18 protein-coding genes are annotated in these 15719 nt (G+C 62.2%); 12 read left to right on the forward strand and 6 right to left on the reverse strand.

Annotation, left to right across the window (positions count from 1 at the left end; genetic code table 11):
* The first annotated feature begins 525 nt into the window (after positions 1 to 525).
* The 6 genes from DK427_RS07940 to DK427_RS07965 all read left to right on the forward strand — a co-directional run bounded on the left by DK427_RS07940 (position 526) and on the right by DK427_RS07965 (position 4400).
* A complete protein-coding gene (locus tag DK427_RS07940) occupies positions 526 to 996 on the forward strand; it encodes a hypothetical protein (protein WP_162559724.1) in 471 nt (156 codons plus the stop codon).
* Positions 996 to 1298 carry a hypothetical protein gene (locus DK427_RS07945; RefSeq protein ID WP_109950797.1) on the forward strand — a complete coding sequence of 101 codons (303 nt, stop codon included), beginning with the start codon at positions 996 to 998 and terminating at the stop codon, positions 1296 to 1298. Before DK427_RS07940 ends, DK427_RS07945 begins: the two co-directional genes overlap by 1 nt.
* A gap of 613 nt (positions 1299 to 1911) precedes the next feature.
* Positions 1912 to 2667 (forward strand): neutral zinc metallopeptidase, encoded by a 756-nt coding sequence (locus DK427_RS07950; protein WP_245930837.1) that lies wholly within the window; start codon positions 1912 to 1914, stop codon positions 2665 to 2667.
* 43 nt (positions 2668 to 2710) lie between these two features.
* Positions 2711 to 3124 (forward strand): lysozyme inhibitor LprI family protein, encoded by a 414-nt coding sequence (locus DK427_RS27505; RefSeq protein WP_162559725.1) that lies wholly within the window; start codon positions 2711 to 2713, stop codon positions 3122 to 3124.
* A complete protein-coding gene (locus tag DK427_RS07960) occupies positions 3118 to 3903 on the forward strand; it encodes an N-acetylmuramoyl-L-alanine amidase (RefSeq protein WP_162559726.1) in 786 nt (261 codons plus the stop codon). The genes DK427_RS27505 and DK427_RS07960 overlap by 7 nt, the downstream gene beginning before the upstream one ends.
* A 122-nt stretch (positions 3904 to 4025) precedes the next feature.
* Positions 4026 to 4400, forward strand: a complete 375-nt coding sequence (locus DK427_RS07965) for a hypothetical protein (protein ID WP_245930838.1) — start codon at positions 4026 to 4028, stop codon at positions 4398 to 4400.
* Positions 4401 to 4468: 68 nt separating this feature from the next.
* Here DK427_RS07965 and DK427_RS07970 read toward each other — a convergent pair whose 3' ends face one another.
* The 3 genes from DK427_RS07970 to DK427_RS07975 all read right to left on the reverse strand — a co-directional run bounded on the left by DK427_RS07970 (position 4469) and on the right by DK427_RS07975 (position 9841).
* On the reverse strand, positions 4469 to 7429 hold the full coding sequence (locus DK427_RS07970) for a GAF domain-containing protein (protein WP_109950801.1): 2961 nt from the start codon (positions 7427 to 7429) through the stop codon (positions 4469 to 4471).
* A gap of 279 nt (positions 7430 to 7708) precedes the next feature.
* Positions 7709 to 8368 (reverse strand): hypothetical protein, encoded by a 660-nt coding sequence (locus tag DK427_RS26135; protein ID WP_162559727.1) that lies wholly within the window; start codon positions 8366 to 8368, stop codon positions 7709 to 7711.
* A gap of 255 nt (positions 8369 to 8623) precedes the next feature.
* The gene (locus DK427_RS07975; protein ID WP_109950802.1) at positions 8624 to 9841 is read right to left on the reverse strand and encodes a flagellar hook protein FlgE; all 1218 of its coding nucleotides are present in this window, start codon (positions 9839 to 9841) and stop codon (positions 8624 to 8626) included.
* A gap of 146 nt (positions 9842 to 9987) precedes the next feature.
* Between DK427_RS07975 and DK427_RS07980 the strand changes: the two genes are divergently transcribed.
* The 4 genes from DK427_RS07980 (at position 9988) to DK427_RS07995 (ending at position 11206) form a co-directional block, all read left to right on the forward strand.
* On the forward strand, positions 9988 to 10251 hold the full coding sequence (locus tag DK427_RS07980; protein WP_109950803.1) for a hypothetical protein: 264 nt from the start codon (positions 9988 to 9990) through the stop codon (positions 10249 to 10251).
* 8 nt (positions 10252 to 10259) lie between these two features.
* Positions 10260 to 10469 carry a hypothetical protein gene (locus DK427_RS07985; protein ID WP_109950804.1) on the forward strand — a complete coding sequence of 70 codons (210 nt, stop codon included), beginning with the start codon at positions 10260 to 10262 and terminating at the stop codon, positions 10467 to 10469.
* Positions 10466 to 10675, forward strand: a complete 210-nt coding sequence (locus DK427_RS07990; RefSeq protein ID WP_109950805.1) for a hypothetical protein — start codon at positions 10466 to 10468, stop codon at positions 10673 to 10675. The genes DK427_RS07985 and DK427_RS07990 overlap by 4 nt, the downstream gene beginning before the upstream one ends.
* 87 nt (positions 10676 to 10762) lie before the next feature.
* The gene (locus DK427_RS07995) at positions 10763 to 11206 is read left to right on the forward strand and encodes a DMT family transporter (RefSeq protein ID WP_109950806.1); all 444 of its coding nucleotides are present in this window, start codon (positions 10763 to 10765) and stop codon (positions 11204 to 11206) included.
* A gap of 20 nt (positions 11207 to 11226) precedes the next feature.
* Here the strand turns inward: DK427_RS07995 and DK427_RS08000 are convergent, their stop codons facing one another.
* Complete coding sequence (locus tag DK427_RS08000; protein WP_109950807.1) at positions 11227 to 12516, reverse strand: Y-family DNA polymerase; 1290 nt, start codon at positions 12514 to 12516, stop codon at positions 11227 to 11229.
* Entirely contained in the window at positions 12513 to 12968 is a 456-nt protein-coding gene (locus tag DK427_RS08005) for a LexA family protein (RefSeq protein WP_109950808.1), read from the reverse strand. Before DK427_RS08005 ends, DK427_RS08000 begins: the two co-directional genes overlap by 4 nt.
* 124 nt (positions 12969 to 13092) lie before the next feature.
* On the opposite strand from DK427_RS08005, the gene DK427_RS08010 reads away from it, so the two are divergent.
* A complete protein-coding gene (locus DK427_RS08010; RefSeq protein WP_109950809.1) occupies positions 13093 to 13341 on the forward strand; it encodes a DUF6894 family protein in 249 nt (82 codons plus the stop codon).
* Positions 13342 to 13356: 15 nt separating this feature from the next.
* Positions 13357 to 13608, forward strand: coding sequence for a hypothetical protein (locus DK427_RS08015; RefSeq protein ID WP_109950810.1), 252 nt, complete (start codon positions 13357 to 13359; stop codon positions 13606 to 13608).
* 291 nt (positions 13609 to 13899) lie between these two features.
* Here the strand turns inward: DK427_RS08015 and DK427_RS08020 are convergent, their stop codons facing one another.
* Positions 13900 to 15444: a DUF4214 domain-containing protein gene (locus DK427_RS08020; RefSeq protein ID WP_109950811.1), complete on the reverse strand. Its 1545-nt coding sequence runs from the start codon at positions 15442 to 15444 to the stop codon at positions 13900 to 13902.
* Positions 15445 to 15719 lie beyond the last annotated feature (275 nt).

Consider the following 15719-nt stretch of genomic DNA (forward strand, 5'->3'; position numbering starts at 1 on the left):
TCCTGACCTGGAAGGATGCGGAAGGTCGAAGGCATCGGATTTCCAGCAACCGCTTGGCCCTGTTAATCGGAGAAGGCCCAATACCCTTCGCCCACTATGGGTGCCACCGATGCCTGAACACGCAGTGCGTGAACGTCGCTGACGGACATGTCTACGCCGGCACCCCATCCGACAATCAGGACGACAGGTGGAGGATGGCCAAGGCCAGAACTCGCACTGGCCGCGCCGTCATCGTGCTCCCGATGCGGTCTAGCCGTCGCTTGGCATCTCTCGGCATAGCTTGCGAGGCTGTAGCCGCCTAGCGGTGGGAAAAGTTGGGCGGCTGGAGCGCCTCTCACCCCTGCGGACATAGTGCGGATACGGCGTTCTGGCCGTGTCCGCATGATCATCCTAAGTCTTTGAAAGTCTTGGTGGGCGCACTAGGGTTCGAACCTAGGACCCGCTGATTAAGAGGCTCAGCCAACCCATTGATCCCAAAGAGAAGCGTTGGAAGTCACCCCGCCAACGTCTCTGCTGAAGGGTTCCATGTCAGCCGTTGCCTCACGCCACTCGTTCCTCGGCCTTCTGGCTGCAGCGTCCGCCGCCCGCATCGTCATTCCGGCCTTCACGCCACCGCGAGAACCCTGCGTGCGGGTCCGGCAGTTCGTGTCCTCCGTGGGGCTTGCTCTGCACCCGGCCCCGACCTTCATTGGGACGCTCACCGTCGTGGCGATCGGCGCGTGGGACGCGGCCCGATATCCCGTGACGCTCGATGACAGCGGGTTCGGTCCGCCCGGCCGGGCGGTCCAGTTCTACGACGTCGATCTGGCCGACCTCAACGCGGAGGTGCCGCGGGACTTCTGGCACCACGAGGCGAACTGGCGGCGCTACCCGAACGTGCACGCCCACGTCCGCGAGCAGCTCTACGGCGAGGATCCCGCCGTAATGCGCCGTCGGTTCGGGCAGGCGTGCGGCTGGTACGCCGACGACGCCTCAATGACCCCGGGGAGGGTCTGATGCCGCGGATCGAGGTCGGCGTCGACGTCTACGTGCGCGAGCCCCAGCGCTTCGAGTCCGGCTGCATCAGCATCACGGGCACGGTCACCGCCATCGACGGCGAGGCCTGCACTGTCGCGGCCTACGTGGCGCGTCCGTGGGTGCCGGGCATCGGAAGTCTGAGCGAGCTGAAGACCGTCACCGTGCCGCTCGCCGAGGTCGGGCGCCAGATCGGCACGCCGGTCTCGGCCCTGTCCGGCCGGCCTGGGGCAGCGGGCTACGCGGAGTTCACCCGAATCGCCCGATCGTGGGGCTGCCCATGAGCGGCGAGGTCCTGGCCTTCTCCCGCCGGAAGCGCCGATCCCCGCCTACGCTGCGCTGCCTCATGATCAAAAAGGGCCGCTTCTCTCGCAGCCATTTTTTGAAAGTCTTTAGGTCAGCAGCGTCGCAACCGAGGTGCTGCTGCGCCCGTTGCTGAGCCCGAGACGCCCGCCCTCTCGCCCGAGGCGTCCAAGCGTGGTCGCCGGAAGAAGGCCGACCAAGAGGAGGAAGGGGCGAGCCGAGCGACCGGACAGCCGCGGCAGCCACGATGCGCTTGCGCAAATCAACGGACGACGGTCACGGCATTGCAGGCTCCCTCATCCGTCAACGCTCCAGCCGTCGCCTCCCCGCAACACCCGCAGGCGCGACTCTAGACACGATTAAAATCAATCTATTTCAAATATTTTGCACCCGTAACCGACGTTAGACTGACAGAGATCTTCGGATTGCGCTGCATATGTCGACAAGATCTCGTGCGGCTTGCTCGCGGACGTGAGATAATTTCTGCGCAGTGAACCACATGCATTGGCAGCAAGAATCCATTGACATCTGTGCTCCGAATGAACATCAAATCCGCTCGCAGTTAACTGGGAGCCTCAAGGAGGCTTGGGCGGTATGATCAGTCGACGATCATTTCTGGGTAATGCTGCTGGTATATGCGCCTGTGCCGCGCATGGATTCGGAGCTTCAGCAAACGATTTCTATGCTGGCTGTACGCTCCCAAGCAGACAAGCTAGAAACTTGATAGCTAGTAGCTCAGCACGCTTTGGCTACAAATCGGCTTTGGATGGAAGCCTGAGTTCTGGCGATAAGGGCTTCGACCGCGCTCTCGCAAAAACCCTCGTTCGACTCAGCGACTTATTTGAGGTTCTTCCTGGCTTTGCCTTCCAAGAACTCGATGAAGAGAACGCATACGCCACGTCACATGATAAGTTCGGGAATCGTGATGATGGAACAGTCATTTTTGGTCGCTCGCTCTACAAAAGCATTATGAATCGTCCCGAAAATCCCCACATCTGCGTGGCGGCGGTTTGCGCTCATGAATTTGCTCATATCCTCCAATTCAAAACAGGAATACGCCAACGTTTGGTAGGACCTGACAATCGAGTCAAAAAGTTGGAGCTACATGCAGATTTTCTCGCAGGTTACTTTGCCGGCATCAGAAAAAAAGAGTCGCGGGACTTCCCTGCCGCTGCATTTGCATCGATGCAGCATTCAATCGGCGATAATAGTTTTGGTAGCGTTCAGCACCACGGAACCGCCGAGGAAAGGGGAGCTGCCGTAGTAGCCGGATTTTCTTCAGCTTTTCATATGCGTCAAACACTTTCGGAAGCAATTGAGGCAGGGATCAGCTACGTGAAACGTGGATAAAGTGGTTCTACAACTGTAAGTTAGCGCCGTATTGGGGTATGCGATGAGATGCCAGTGGCTTTTAGCGTGTGTTTTTATTGTTATCTATGCAGTGCATCAAGAGGCACAAGCTCAGGGCTTCGATTGCTCTTTGGCTCGTTCAGATGCCGAATTCACAGTATGTGGTAATAAGTCCCTCTCAAGTTTAGACATGACGCTCAATCAGCTTTATATCAATTTGAAGGCATTGCCGGGAATAAGAGATCAACAAAAGCGCTGGATTGCGCAAAGAGATTCATGCGGCCAAAATCATGGCTGTCTGAATATAATTTATAAGTCTCGCGTGAATGAACTTCGGTCGCTACTGTCAGCCCCAAACAGGGACACAACAGAAGTAGAGCGACCTGGAAGCGGTGGAGGCCGCTCACCAGCCCCCACTGAGAGCAGTGATTGTAAGCGATTCCCTGGGCTTTGCTGAACATTTCCGTACTACAAACTGCTTCATGGGAGAAGATCAAAAAAGTGTTTGCACTCGCCATTCTCCTAGCTTCTGTGCTACTGGCCGCATCCGGATCTTTTGCGCTGGCATCATGCAAGTTGAACACCGCCCGCATAGCGATTGACGTTGGTCATACTCCAATGAGTCCAGGAGCGACGAGCGCACGTGGAAAGACGGAGTTTTCATTCAATCAGAGTTTGTCTCAGGTGCTTGTCCTTCATTTGAGATCGAAGGGGTTCGTTAACCTGTTTGTCAATCGACTCGATGGACGAGAAAACTTAGCTTTCAGAGTAGCGTCGCTGAATTCGTATAAGCCGGACTTCGTCATTTCCATACACCACGACTCGGTAGTCGGTGCTTACCAAAAGCCATGGAACTATAATGGACGCCCATTTAAGTACAGTGATATATACAATGGATGGTCCCTATTGGTATCTACCTCAAACGCCAGTTCGATGCAGAGTATTGTCCTGGCAGAGAAAATCGCAGATAGATTATTATCCCACGGTCTTCCATTTTCAAAGCATCATGCCGAACCAATTTCGGGTGAGAATAGACAGTTTATCCGCGCAGATTTTGGAATTTATAGGTATGACAACCTTGCCGTCCTCAAGATGACCAATAGCCCTGCCGTGTTAGTAGAGGCGGGTATAATAGTGAACCGGGACGAGGAAGAGGCCCTGTCCGGATCCGAGCGTCGAAATATCCTGGCGAAATCCATTGCAGAAGCAGCTTACGAATACTGCCTGCGTGGATAGACCGAGTCCCATTAAGTCGATCGTGATGAAGCCGGCCTTGCTGTAGCCCCACGGCCGCTCGCCCGGCTCGCGCCAGTCCGCGAGGTAACGCCTGCGCAAGATCGAGCCGGCAGAGGGGCGGAATGTCTGCGCACCTTGCCCCCGTCCCGACCTCTGATCTCTACACCTGGCGCTCCGGCGTCGAGAGCCTGAGTCCGGCGAAGAGCCCGTGCCCCGGCCTCTACGGCGAGCCGTGGCAGAAGACGCACGCCGCAATGATCGACTTCCTGGAGCGGTTCGGCGCGCAGGCGGCGGACCTCGGCTGGACCGACCTCGACCTGTTCGGGATCCACTCGCAGATTGGCACGGGCCGCGCGGACTATTGCGGCGCGCTGGTGCTCACCGGTCGGCAGGTCGAGGCGATCGACGCGATGACGATACGCTACGGGAACCTGACCTACCGCCGGGACAAGCCGCACAAACCGCGGGGCATCCCGATCTGGGCGTTCAGGGGCTGATCCAGCGCCGCCGGGGCGGAACCGCTGCTTGCGACCCTTCTAAGACCTTGGGAGGGTCCGCTTCCGGGCTACGCGGGTATCGTCAGCTTCGCGACGGCACCAACGATCTGCCGAAGCTGAAGGGGCTTCTCCAACCGTTCCACGCCCGCGAACTCCGCCGGGATGACCTCCGCGTCGTAGCCGGTCATGAACACGAACGGGATGCCGCGATCCTTCAGAGCCTCGGCCAGCTTGAACGATGGGCCCGGCCCGAGGTTGATGTCGACCACCGCCACGTCAGGCCGCTGCTCGTCGAGTTGCACCCGAGCGTCCTCCTCGGTCGCGCACGGACCCATCACCTCCGCACCGGCGCCGCGCAGCGCCCGCGCGGCGTCGGTGGCAAGGTAGAAGTCGTCCTCGACCACCAGGACGCGGCGGCCTGTCAGGTCCGGTTCACCCGTCATGTCGATCGCTCCTCCAAACACGCTCGCGCGCTGCGGGGCGCCCGTATCCAGGATGCTGGCGCCCTCCTGAAGCGGGAACTCCAGGTGACAGCGGGCGCCGCCCGGCTCGATCGTGACCTCGCCGCGGCCGCGCAACTCGTAGGGGATGCGCCCCTCGATCAGCTCCGTACCGAAGCCGCGGCGTCGCGATGCATCGGCCGGGGGCTGTGGCCGTGCCGGGGCGCCTTCCTCGGTCCAGTCGAAGGCGAGCCACGGCCCGCCGCGCTTCTCGAAGGTCGACCAGCGCACCGTGACCCGGCCGTCCGCAGCGGAGAGGGCTCCGTACTTCACTGCATTGGTCGCCAGCTCGTGGATCGCCAGCGTCAGCACCTCGGCGGCCTTCGGCGCAAGGGCGACGTCGGGGCCATCGAGGACGTACTGGCCCTCGTGCTGAGCCTGCACGCTGATCTCGTCGCGCACGATGGTCGCGACGCCGACGCTGACGTTTGCGGCGCGGGTGAGCAGCGCCTGGACGCGGGCAAAGGCCAGCAACCGGCCCATCATCAGGTCGCGGTACTCCGGCACGCTCTCGGCGCGCTCGCCGGTCCGGTTCGTGATCGAGCGCAGCAGGGCCATGATGTTGCGCACGCGGTGCTGAAGCTCGGCCAGCAGCACGGCCTGATGCTCGGCGAGAAGCTTGCGCTCTGTGAAGTCGGCGGAGATGCCTCCGATCTTATCGACATGGCCTTGAGCGTCGACCAGGGGGAAGCCGGTACTGCGCATCCAGCGGAAGGCGCCATCGGCGCGCTGAATGCGGTAGTCGTGGACCACGGCCTCGCCGTTGCGCACCCGGGCGATGTTGTCGAACACGTCCTGCCGATCGTCCGGCACGATCATGGCTATGCCGGGCTTGGGATCGCCGAGCAGGGTCTCGGGCTTTACGCCGTAAATGTCACGGGCTGCCGCGCTCAGAAACTCCAGCTCCAGGGTCTCAACGTCCCTGATCCAGAGGACGTCAGACGACGACGCGGCAAACTGCGAAAAGCGCTCCTCGCTCTTGCGCAGCGCCGCCTCGGCACGGGCGCGTTCGGCCGCGGCCCACGTGCGTTCGCCGACCTCGCGCACCAGCGAGATCTCGGCGTCCGTCCATGTGCGCGATGTCTGGGAGTGTACGCCGAGTTCGGCGACCAACCGGCCCCCCTTGATGAGCGGCGCGACGATTGCCGCCTGAACGCCAGCCCCGGCCCAAGCCACGCGCTCGGTCGGGGCGAAATCCGGGTCGGTATTCACGTCTGCAACGGCGAGGCCTTCGCCGCTGTAGCGTCTCGCCATCACACCCGCGCCGAAAGTCTCGAATGTGAAGTAATCCGGGAAGGGGGCTGGTGCAGGGCGGCCCTCAGCCGCCCGCCGGACAAACTGGCCACGGATCACCCCTGTTTCCGCGCCGGGTTCGCCCGTCACCTCCCCGTACATCGCGCGGTCGACACCCAGATGCGCACCGAGGAGCCGCGTCGTAGTCGCCTGTATCTCTTCCGCCTCGGCGAGTGGCCGCAGCGCATCGCTTAGCTTTAGCAGGAACGCCTGACGCTCCTCGCTCCTGCGCAGCGCCGCCTCGGCACGCGCGCGCACGAGGTCGGCCCAAAGTCGCTCCGAAACCTCTTGCACCAGCGCGACCTCGTCGTCGGTCCAAGAGCGCGCTGTGTCCTGATGAACGGACACGTTCACCAGCAGCCGATCGCTAACGAGTAAGGGGACGCTGATTAGCGCCATCACACCGAGTTCGGCGATGGCCGTCAGGTCGGGGCGTGCGAGCGCGGGGTCGCACGTGTCGTCGATCCGCACCACCCGTCCGGCGCGAAGATCACTCAGGATTGGTCCCTCGTACTCCTCAAGCCGCATGACAGTTGGGAAAGGCTTGGCGCCATCCGCGAACCATCCGAAGAAGATGTCGGCGATGCCTCTGGCCTCGTCGAACTCAGCGAACATGATCCGCGACGCGCCCAGCCGCTCGCCGATCAGGCGGGCTGCGGCCTCAATCAGGCCATTCGCGCTGGTCTGGGCACGCATCGCGTCGCCGAGTGTGAGCAGGAACGCCTGCCGCTCCTCGCTCTGGCGCAACGCAGCCTCCGCGCGCTTGCGCTCCGTGATGTCTTCGTAGAACACGCCAACACCACTCCTCCCAAAGGGAGTGACGTTGATGGCGAACCAGCGATCTAAAGCCGGGATGAAGTTCTCGTAATGCGAGGGTTTGCCAGAGACGAAGACCTGCGAATAAGCATCTATCCAATAGCGCGCATCCTCAGGCGGTAGCACCTCGCCGACTAGGCGGCCAAGGACCTGTTCGTCGAGAAGTCCTGTCACGCGCGCGCTTGCTGGATTTCGTGCTAGATGGCGGAAATCCTTCAGGTTTCCTTCATCGTCGCGCACCGCCTCCAACTCGGCGAAGCCCTCGGCCATGCGTTCGAATAGTTCTAGATGGCGGGCTTCGCTGTCTCGGAGAGCGTCTTCGGCACGCTTTCGGGCGACGATGTCGGCTTTCTCCGACAAAGACGCCTCCGCCGACGCGAGGCGACGCTGGAGATCGGCGATGATCGTACGTTCGTTCATGGGTCGAGTGAGCACGGCGAGGCTTCGAAGCGCAACCAGACGTCGGCTTTCGGGCGCCTGCCCAATGACGGCTCCCCACCCTGAGCGGTCCTTGCCCCCAAACCGATCCGGGCATTCAAGGGACGAGCGTGCATCCTGACATGAAAGACGAATCACATCTCGGGGTGCGCCCCGGTCTTATGCGGGGCGGCCTTGCGGTTGCCCGTCAACAGTCGGGATACACGCAAGCGTGATCGCGGGATGCGTCCGTCGCTGGCAGACCACGTGGGAAGCGACGACTCAAGCCCGACCTATGGGCAGAAGCGAAAGGGGCGGACGACGAGAGTGACGCCGAAGCTCTGCAACAAGCGCGAAGAGCTGATCGAGGATGGGCACGCAGGGGCCGTAGCTCCAACCGGGCTTGCTCGGGTGATGTATCGGCAATGCTATCGCAGGATGTTCCGCCCCCGTGTCGAACTCTTTTGTGGACCACCACTGTTCGCTCGACTGATACCGGCGATCGCTCGGGATACCCGGCGGTAAATGGTGCCAGGTGTCGCTGCCACAAACGAGAATACCCTCCGGCTGCAACTCGCGGACGACCTCGAGGAATAGGCGAGGAGCATCGCCGACCCAGAGCTGCGCAGGTGGCCGCTGCCGGGGCTTATTCGCCGCGATCATGGGGACGAAGTTGTAGAAGGCCACACTTTGCCAGAACTTCACTGACTCAGTTTGCGTAAGCCAGGTTTGGCCGCCGTTCACGACCAGTCGGCTAAGTTTATTGTAAAAGGTGAATCTCTCACCAGCGAGGACGCGTTTCATCACGTTTTGGGTGATCTGATCGTCATATGTGCCGATAGGTGCGTCGGAGTAGTTCGACTCACCGAGAATTAGTAGCCTGAAGTCCCCGAGCAGGCTGCAGCTGTTCCCATAATCATCTCCCTTCCAGAATAAAGCCATGCGAGGTCCAATTTCGGTCAGCAGAGGAACGAGGAAGTACGGATCTTGCCGACTTGATCGTGGCCATTCGGTGAAAGCTGCCGTGGACCGGCATCAGGCATTGTGCCGGCGGGCACATTCTCCAGCGATCGCAGGCAGTGACGCTTGATCCGTCGACCAACCTTCGCTTGAGGCCAGGTCATCAGGGCGACTCGCTAGGATTATCCCAGACGACTTCCCACATCGGACTGACCTGGGCGTTCAAGGGCTGAGGCCCTAGCGCTTCAGCTGCATGAGGGTGTCTAACAGTTCCTTGCCGACCATGAACGTCTTCGAATTGGCGGTGTAGACCGATTGCGACTCGATCATCGTGGTGAGTTCCGTGGCCACATCGACGTTCGACTGCTCCAGCGCCTTGGACTTGATGGTGCCTAGCCCGTTCTGCATCGCGAAGCCGAGCTCGATGTTGCCCGAGGTCGAGGTCGCCTCGAAGATATTGCCGGCCCGGGGCTGGAGCTGGTCCGGGCTGCCGACGTCGGCGACCGGGACCCGGTAGGTCGCCGCGCGGGTACCGTCGGCGTAGATCGTGTAGACCGTGCCGTCGTCGCCGAAGGCCACCCCCGTGCTGCTGGTCGGGGCCGAGCCGTCCGCGACGCCCTTCGGGCTGTTGTCGGGGGCGAGCTGGGTCATCGCCCCGAGGTCGAGCGTCAGGGCCGGGCGGCTCCCGTCCGCCGGAAGGGCGAAGGTCGAGGTGCCGGTGATCTGGCCGGTCGGCCCGAAGCTGATCGTGTTCGCGGTCCCGACGAGCGCGGGCGTCGCGTCCTGGGTGTAGACGCTGACCGACCACTTGTTCGGCTCGGCGGCGGTGTCGGCCACCTTCGAGAAGACGACGTCGAGGGTCACCTTGTTGCCGAGGCTGTCGTAGGTCGTGACTGGCGTCTTGGTGGTGAAGCTCGTGGCGCTGGGCGTGGTGACCGTCGCGGAGCCGGCCTTCAGGTTGCCCTGCAGGGTCATGGTGCTGGACGGGCGCGCCTGCAGCTGCGTCGCGCCCGACTTGATCTCCGTCAGCTTCGGGGTGGCGGGCAGCGAGCCGTCGGCATTGAGCGCGTAGCCGAGCAGGGTGAAGCCGCCCGCGTTCACGAGATTGCCGGTGGTGCCGTCCTTCACGAAGTTGCCGGCGCGGGTCAGGAACTGGCTGCCGCTGCCGTCCTGCACCAGGAAGAAGCCGTTGCCGTTGATCGCGAGGTCCGTGTCCGAGGTGGTGAAGCTCGTCGGCCCCTGCTCGCCGACGCTGCGCCGGACCGTGGTCTCCACCGCGCCCGAATTGTAGTTGCCGGTGCCGGAGGATTCGAGCAGCAGCGACGAGAACTCCGTCGCGGTGCGCTTGTAGCCCGTGGTCGAGGCGTTCTGGATGTTCTCCGCCACCGTCGAGATGCGGTTGGTCTGGGCGTTCATGCCCGAGACGCCGGTGCGGAGCACGCCGGTGAGACTCATACTTGGAACCCGTTGGACACGCGTGGCAGCTGCACACAGCCTCCGGTAGCTTGTGCCAGGCTGTGCCGCTGCCCGCCCTTAGGTTGGTCCTGCCGTGGTGAAAGGCGTACGTGGTCATCAATCCGAGCGCCTGCTAGTCAGATCGTATGGCTGATCCCAAGACCACGGGCGAACTCCGCAAGGCCGCCGAGGTCACCGACGACGAAATCAACGCCGCGGTCGACGCGGTGCTGGCGAAGCCGGAAACGGGCCAGTACCCGATCGGCGGCGGCTACCTGCTTGACCTCGCCGCGGCCATCGAGGCGCACGAGCCGTCCGCGAAGGCTCTGGCCGATCCCGAGGCCAAGCCCGGGTGGCGGCGCACGATGGCGCGCACCGCGATCCTGATGGGGCGGCCTGAGAAGGCGTGAGGAGCACCATGGCGAAGGCGAAGAAGGATGAGGCCGTTGACGAGATGACCCCGGCGCCGGGACTGCCGCCACGGTTCATGTTCGCGGTGGGCGAGCGCGTGTCCGGCCACGGCATCGTAGGCGAGGTCGTCACGCAAGACGGGCCCTGGACCGTCACCGTTCAGCAGGACCGCGGTGGCAAGATCACGGCGGCCGTCACGCTCCTGAGCCAGGCGTGATCCCGCCTGAGTTCCACAAGCCGACGCCGGCCGACCAGTTCGAGGCCGCGTTGCGCGAAGCTGATGCGCGTGAAGCGGCGAAGCCTCGTCGTCTTACCCGTCCGCGCTCGACATGGCTGCAACTCGCGGTCGCTCTCGCGCTCGGCCTGGCGCTCTGGGCCGTGATCCTCGCCGGGCTGTCGCGAGCGGTGTTCGGCTGGCCGTGAGGCGGGCAATCCGTCACGGAGGCGCTTTGCGGCAGAGGACCCATTCGCACGTTCTACCGCAAGTGGTCGTGCGGATCGGATCCCAACATGTGGTATCTCTACGCCATCGTCCTCCTCGCAGGGATCGCCAACGCGATCCAGCCAGGACAGAACGGTGCGCTGGCCAAAGGTCTTCCCCAGCCGCTCACGGCCGGGTTGGTCGTGGGCCTTGGGACTTTCCTGACGGTCTTGGTTGCCGGCTTGGTGTCGGGTCGCCTCGCGCTGCCGACCTACGAGGAGGCGGCACGTATACCCTGGTGGGCGTGGTTCGGCGGCGTTCTGGGAGGCGGCATCGTCGCCACACAACTTCTGGTCGCGCAGACGGTCGGAGCGGCTGCGTTCACAGGTCTGTTGGTGACGGCCGGTGTCGTCACCTCAATTGCGCTCGACCATTTCGGCTGGGTCGGCTTCGAGCAGCACAGCGCGAATCTTCCGCGCATCCTCGGCGGGTTGCTGATGATTGGCGGGGTCGCGCTGATTGCCAGATCCTGACGGCCTCCTACGCCCCAGGCTCAAGCCACCGCGACCGGTAGCTCGCTCACCTGCGTGGTGTAGCGCGGGGTCCGCATCTCAAACTTCGTGCTCCAGTCCCGCTTCTCCAGCACGCCGGCCCGCGCTGGCACGACGGCGCCTGCGCCCCAGCGCGCGTTGCAGGCGTCGATCGCCGCCATCAGCGGCCCGGAGCGCTCCCGGTCCATCTGCCCGATCAGCGCCCGCGGGCTGTCCTCCAGCCGCATCAGGTCCGTGGTGATCACCCCGGCCTTCGCATAGCGCCAGGGCCGCTCGCCTGGCTCGCGCCAGGTCTTGGCGACGCCCAGCAGCGCCGCCTTGATCAGCGCCAGCGTGTCGCTCGTCGCCTCCGGCAGCGTCACGGTGGTGGACACCGAGCGCATCGGGTCGCCGCGGTCGTGCTCGCTGGTGTGATAGAAGACGCTGACGTGGTTGGTCGCGAGCCCGCCCCGGCGCAGCTTCTCACCCAGGCGCGTGGCATGCGTCGAGACCGCCTGCTCCAGTTCGGTCCGGTCGGTGATCCGGCGCGAGAACGAGCGGGTGACGGCGCAGCCCTTGCGCTGGGCCGGCATCAGCTCGAGCGGCAGGCAGGCCAGCCCGCGCAGCTCGTGGATGATGCGCTCGCCCACCACCGTCATGGCCTTGCGCACCGGCCGCGGGTCGAGGTCGCGCAGGTCCGCCGCCGTGTCCACGCCAAGCGCCTGTAGCTTCACCAGCGAGGCCCGGCCGATGCCCCACACTTCCTCGACGCCGATCCGGCAGAGCCAGTGATCGTAGGCTACTGGGTCGGTGAGATCGCACACGCCCTGCAGGTCCGGCACCGTCTTGGCGATGTGGTTGGCGAGCTTGGCCAGCGTCTTTGTCGGGCCGATGCCGACGCAGGTCGGGATGCCGGTCCAGGCGCGCACGGTGGCGCGCAGGTCGCGGGCGAGTTCGACACGCCGGTCCGCTCGCACATCGGAGAGATCGAGGAAGCTCTCGTCGATCGAGTAGATCTCCACCCGGGGTGAGAAGTCCCGGTACACCGCATTGGTGCGGGCGCTCATGTCGCCGTAGAGCGTATAGTTCGAGGAGAACACCCGCACGCCTTGGGCCCGGCACATCTCCCGGATCTTGAAGAAGGGCTCGCCCATGCGGATGCCGAGCGCCTTGGCCTCGGCCGTGCGGGCGATGGCGCAGCCGTCGTTGTTGGAGAGCACGATGACGGGCACGCCCGCGAGCTTCGGGTCGAACACGCGCTCGCACGAGCAGTAGAACGAGTTGCCGTCGATCAGCGCCAGGGCACGGCTCATCGGCCGAGCCGCCCGCGGATCAAGTGCCAGCGGATCGTGAAGCGCACCACGCCCCAGATCGCAGCCTCCTCGAGATCCTCGACCGCGAAGGCGGGCAGGTCCGGGTTGTCAAAGGCGAGGCGCGCGCGGTTGCCCTCGATGACGAGCCGCTTGATCGACATCTGCCCGGCGACCACCGCGACCACCACGCTGTCGTGCCCCGCCTTCAGGCTGCGATCGACACAGGCGAGGTCGCGGTCGAAGATGCCGGCGCCGCGCATCGACTCGCCGCTGATCTGCCAGAGGAAGGTGGCGGGTGGGTTCGGTACCAGCCAGCGCGGCAGCTCGATCGCCCCCTCCATGAAGTCGTCGGCGGGCGAGGGGAAGCCGGCGCAGAGCCGCTGTCCCAGCAGCGGCACGCGCACCGTGGACAACCCGTCGTCCGGCAGTTCTGCGACCCGATGCAGACTCACGCCAGCGCCTCACCCCTGCTAGAACGTTTAGAGAACAAGCACGGCTGGCCGACGCAGCACAATCCGAGCGCGCGCAGATTCCGCTGCGGTTGTGAAGACGTGTGGATGATGAGGCGAAAGGCGAATGCAGCCCGGCACTTACCGCTTCCATTGTACCGACGGCGAGCACGCGGTGCTCGATCACGCAGGCCGGTACCTGCGTGCCCGCGACGACCTGCGCGCGGAAGCCGCACGGGCAGCGCGCGCGATCATGGACCGGGTGGCCGGCCGGCTCGACTGGTCGGCCTGGATCGTGGACGTGCACGACGGCGCGGGCCGCCACGTGCTCACCCTGAAGTTCACGGAAGCTGGCCCCGCACTGCGGGCGGCCTGAGAGAGGACCCAGAGCATGGCCCTGAAGACGAGCTTCATGGTGCAGACCTTCAGCATCCACCGGAAGCGGCTGAAGCCGGACCGGCCGGAGCTCGCCTCGACCGAGAGCGGAGCGCTGAAGAAGGCGCAAGCCATGTCAGCCCGGATGCCCGGCACGGCCGCCATCCGGATCGTAGCCGACGACGAGACGGGCGAACTGGAGAGCGCGACAATCCTCGGGCAGTTCGGCGAGGTGCCGGACGATTTCGCCGAGAGCCTGCAGAGCTGAGGGGGCGTCGTGGGGGAGCCAGACGAAAGGCGGCGTGCGACCGCGGAGGGCTACCTGCGCGGCCGCACCTTGGAAGAGACCCTGGCCGCGTGGCGCTCGGACTACGACGCGCCAACCTATCGCGAGCGCCGGCTCATCCTGGCGCGCTTCGGCACCCTGCTTCGGAGGCGCCCGGCCGAGGCCCAAAAGGACACAGCGAGAAAACAACCCGAACAAGGCAGATGGAATTGCCCGCCATGGCGTTACGCCGAGCAGGCATGATTATTTATATCAGTCGTTATTTGGGTTTTATCACCAGAAGACACTGTAATCGAGCTGGATACCGGACGTCAACGTTGGGTCCACTCTCGCATGGTTTTCCGGACTTTCCGAGAAACCGGCAAGAACGGTTGCTCTATCGAAAGAGCGATCTGCGAGATGGCCTAGCCAGAAGGCTAGGCCGCCAGCATCCGGGGCTCGCTTGAGGACGTTGGCATAAAGCGCCGTTACGAAGGACTGATCGCTCAGTGTTGCGCCGTAGCGTTGAGCAAACTCGGGTGAAGAAAGGAAGTTCACAGCCGCATCATGTAAACTCGTGCCTCTGTCTGCGCGGCTTACGTGCCAGGAAAGGCCGGCCGCATCAGGTAAACGGTTCAAGGCAGCCTGATATAATCTGTAGGCCTGCCCCGCAGTGCCATCAATATCAAAAGCCAATGTTCCATCTGAAAATTTAACGCGCTCGACATTTATCAACGTATCCGAACCATTCCGATTGAGGTCATTATCGGTGATAGTTACAACCCTCTTTTGATCCTGGGTCACGAAGGAAGTTGCTTTAAACTCCTTGCGCGATCCGCTCATAGCGGCTGTGTCGGTTCCTGCGCCGCCTGCGATCAAGTCATTCCCGCCACCGCTGTCGAAGAGGTCGTTCCCATCGCCGCCGCCCATCACGTCTCGTTGCTGGCTTCCGATATGGTAGTCGTTGCCTTTGCTACCGATGTAAATCTGTGAACTAGAGTCGTATTGAGGTTTGTATTCATAAGATTTTACGATTTCTACTGTGCCAGATGTTTTGTCATTGGGCTTGATATTTTTGATCACAATGCCCAACGTTTCATAGGAAGCCTCTACGATCGATGAGGCGGTGGTATTGCCAACCCCAAGCTGCTCCATCAACTTTGCGGTCACGCTGCCCGACGTCGAAATGATATATGAATCGATCAGCCGGTCGGCTGTGCCGGGATCCATCGTCTCGAAGTTGGTTAGGAGATTTGATATGAGATCGGTACCGTTTTTTTGAATGTCATATAGAGTAAGTCCAAGGCTGACGGCGTTTCCGATGGCCGCAGCATATTGCGGAACTAGTTTCTTTGCTGCGAATTGTGAGGCTGCTTCTAAGCCTGTGTTGATCGCTGTTGTAACAATTGAGCCGGCGACGTCGGATGTCGCAACTCGCCAATCAAAAGACCATGAACCATCTGCGTTAATAGTCTTTTGTTGAATATCAGATGTTGTTGTGTAGCTTTTGGACAGTCCGAAAGGGATCGCAAAATCGTCGGGCACGCTAAAGCCAGAATATTTATAATACCATCCTGTCCCGGGCGCGCCGCTAAGGGACTCGATTTCATAAGTCTCCCTTACAGACCCGGGATACTTGTTATAGATGCCAGTTATCTGGAACTCTGCATAGTCAAAGTTATCGTAGCCCCGTGGCTCGCCTGGATCGCCGTACCCGAATTCCAAACCATACTTGTCTCTTACAGCATATCCATCGACTGTAAGCTTGGCTCCGTAGTCGCTAGGCCGCTTCTGATGCAGCGATACGAACTTGATTTCGGCGTAAAGCGTCTTAGTCATGAGCGAATCCGGAGGCCGAATCAGTAAATCGGTTTCAGCCAAAACGGTAGCCGGAAAGTATGCAAAGGGAAACCCATTGCCACTGATTGTTCCGAGCGACAGATTGCTTACATTGCCCAGCGCCCACGGTAAAAAATTGGATCTGGAGAACAGAGTAAATGCATCTTTCGTCCCGGCGGTATCGCGTGAAATTCCCAATTATTTTGATATTCATATGTAAAGTGGCTGCAATCATTCGGGTAGCGTTCCGCAGAAATGCAGTGGCATTCTGTAGA

The sequence above is a fragment of the Methylobacterium radiodurans genome (genome assembly GCF_003173735.1).
GTDB lineage: Bacteria > Pseudomonadota > Alphaproteobacteria > Rhizobiales > Beijerinckiaceae > Methylobacterium > Methylobacterium radiodurans.

Coding starts and splice junctions, on each gene's coding strand:
- DK427_RS27505 (WP_162559725.1), top strand. CDS start 2,711: ATGAGATGCCAGTGGCTTTTAGCGTGTGTTTTTATTGTTATCTATGCA.
- DK427_RS07980 (WP_109950803.1), top strand. CDS start 9,988: ATGGCTGATCCCAAGACCACGGGCGAACTCCGCAAGGCCGCCGAGGTC.
- DK427_RS07970 (WP_109950801.1), bottom strand. CDS start 7,429: ATGAACGAACGTACGATCATCGCCGATCTCCAGCGTCGCCTCGCGTCG.
- DK427_RS08020 (WP_109950811.1), bottom strand. CDS start 15,444: ATGACTAAGACGCTTTACGCCGAAATCAAGTTCGTATCGCTGCATCAG.
- DK427_RS08010 (WP_109950809.1), top strand. CDS start 13,093: ATGCAGCCCGGCACTTACCGCTTCCATTGTACCGACGGCGAGCACGCG.
- DK427_RS07965 (WP_245930838.1), top strand. CDS start 4,026: ATGTCTGCGCACCTTGCCCCCGTCCCGACCTCTGATCTCTACACCTGG.
- DK427_RS07940 (WP_162559724.1), top strand. CDS start 526: ATGTCAGCCGTTGCCTCACGCCACTCGTTCCTCGGCCTTCTGGCTGCA.
- DK427_RS07950 (WP_245930837.1), top strand. CDS start 1,912: ATGATCAGTCGACGATCATTTCTGGGTAATGCTGCTGGTATATGCGCC.
- DK427_RS07975 (WP_109950802.1), bottom strand. CDS start 9,841: ATGAGTCTCACCGGCGTGCTCCGCACCGGCGTCTCGGGCATGAACGCC.
- DK427_RS08000 (WP_109950807.1), bottom strand. CDS start 12,516: ATGAGCCGTGCCCTGGCGCTGATCGACGGCAACTCGTTCTACTGCTCG.
- DK427_RS08015 (WP_109950810.1), top strand. CDS start 13,357: ATGGCCCTGAAGACGAGCTTCATGGTGCAGACCTTCAGCATCCACCGG.
- DK427_RS07995 (WP_109950806.1), top strand. CDS start 10,763: ATGTGGTATCTCTACGCCATCGTCCTCCTCGCAGGGATCGCCAACGCG.
- DK427_RS26135 (WP_162559727.1), bottom strand. CDS start 8,368: ATGGCTTTATTCTGGAAGGGAGATGATTATGGGAACAGCTGCAGCCTG.
- DK427_RS07985 (WP_109950804.1), top strand. CDS start 10,260: ATGGCGAAGGCGAAGAAGGATGAGGCCGTTGACGAGATGACCCCGGCG.
- DK427_RS07945 (WP_109950797.1), top strand. CDS start 996: ATGCCGCGGATCGAGGTCGGCGTCGACGTCTACGTGCGCGAGCCCCAG.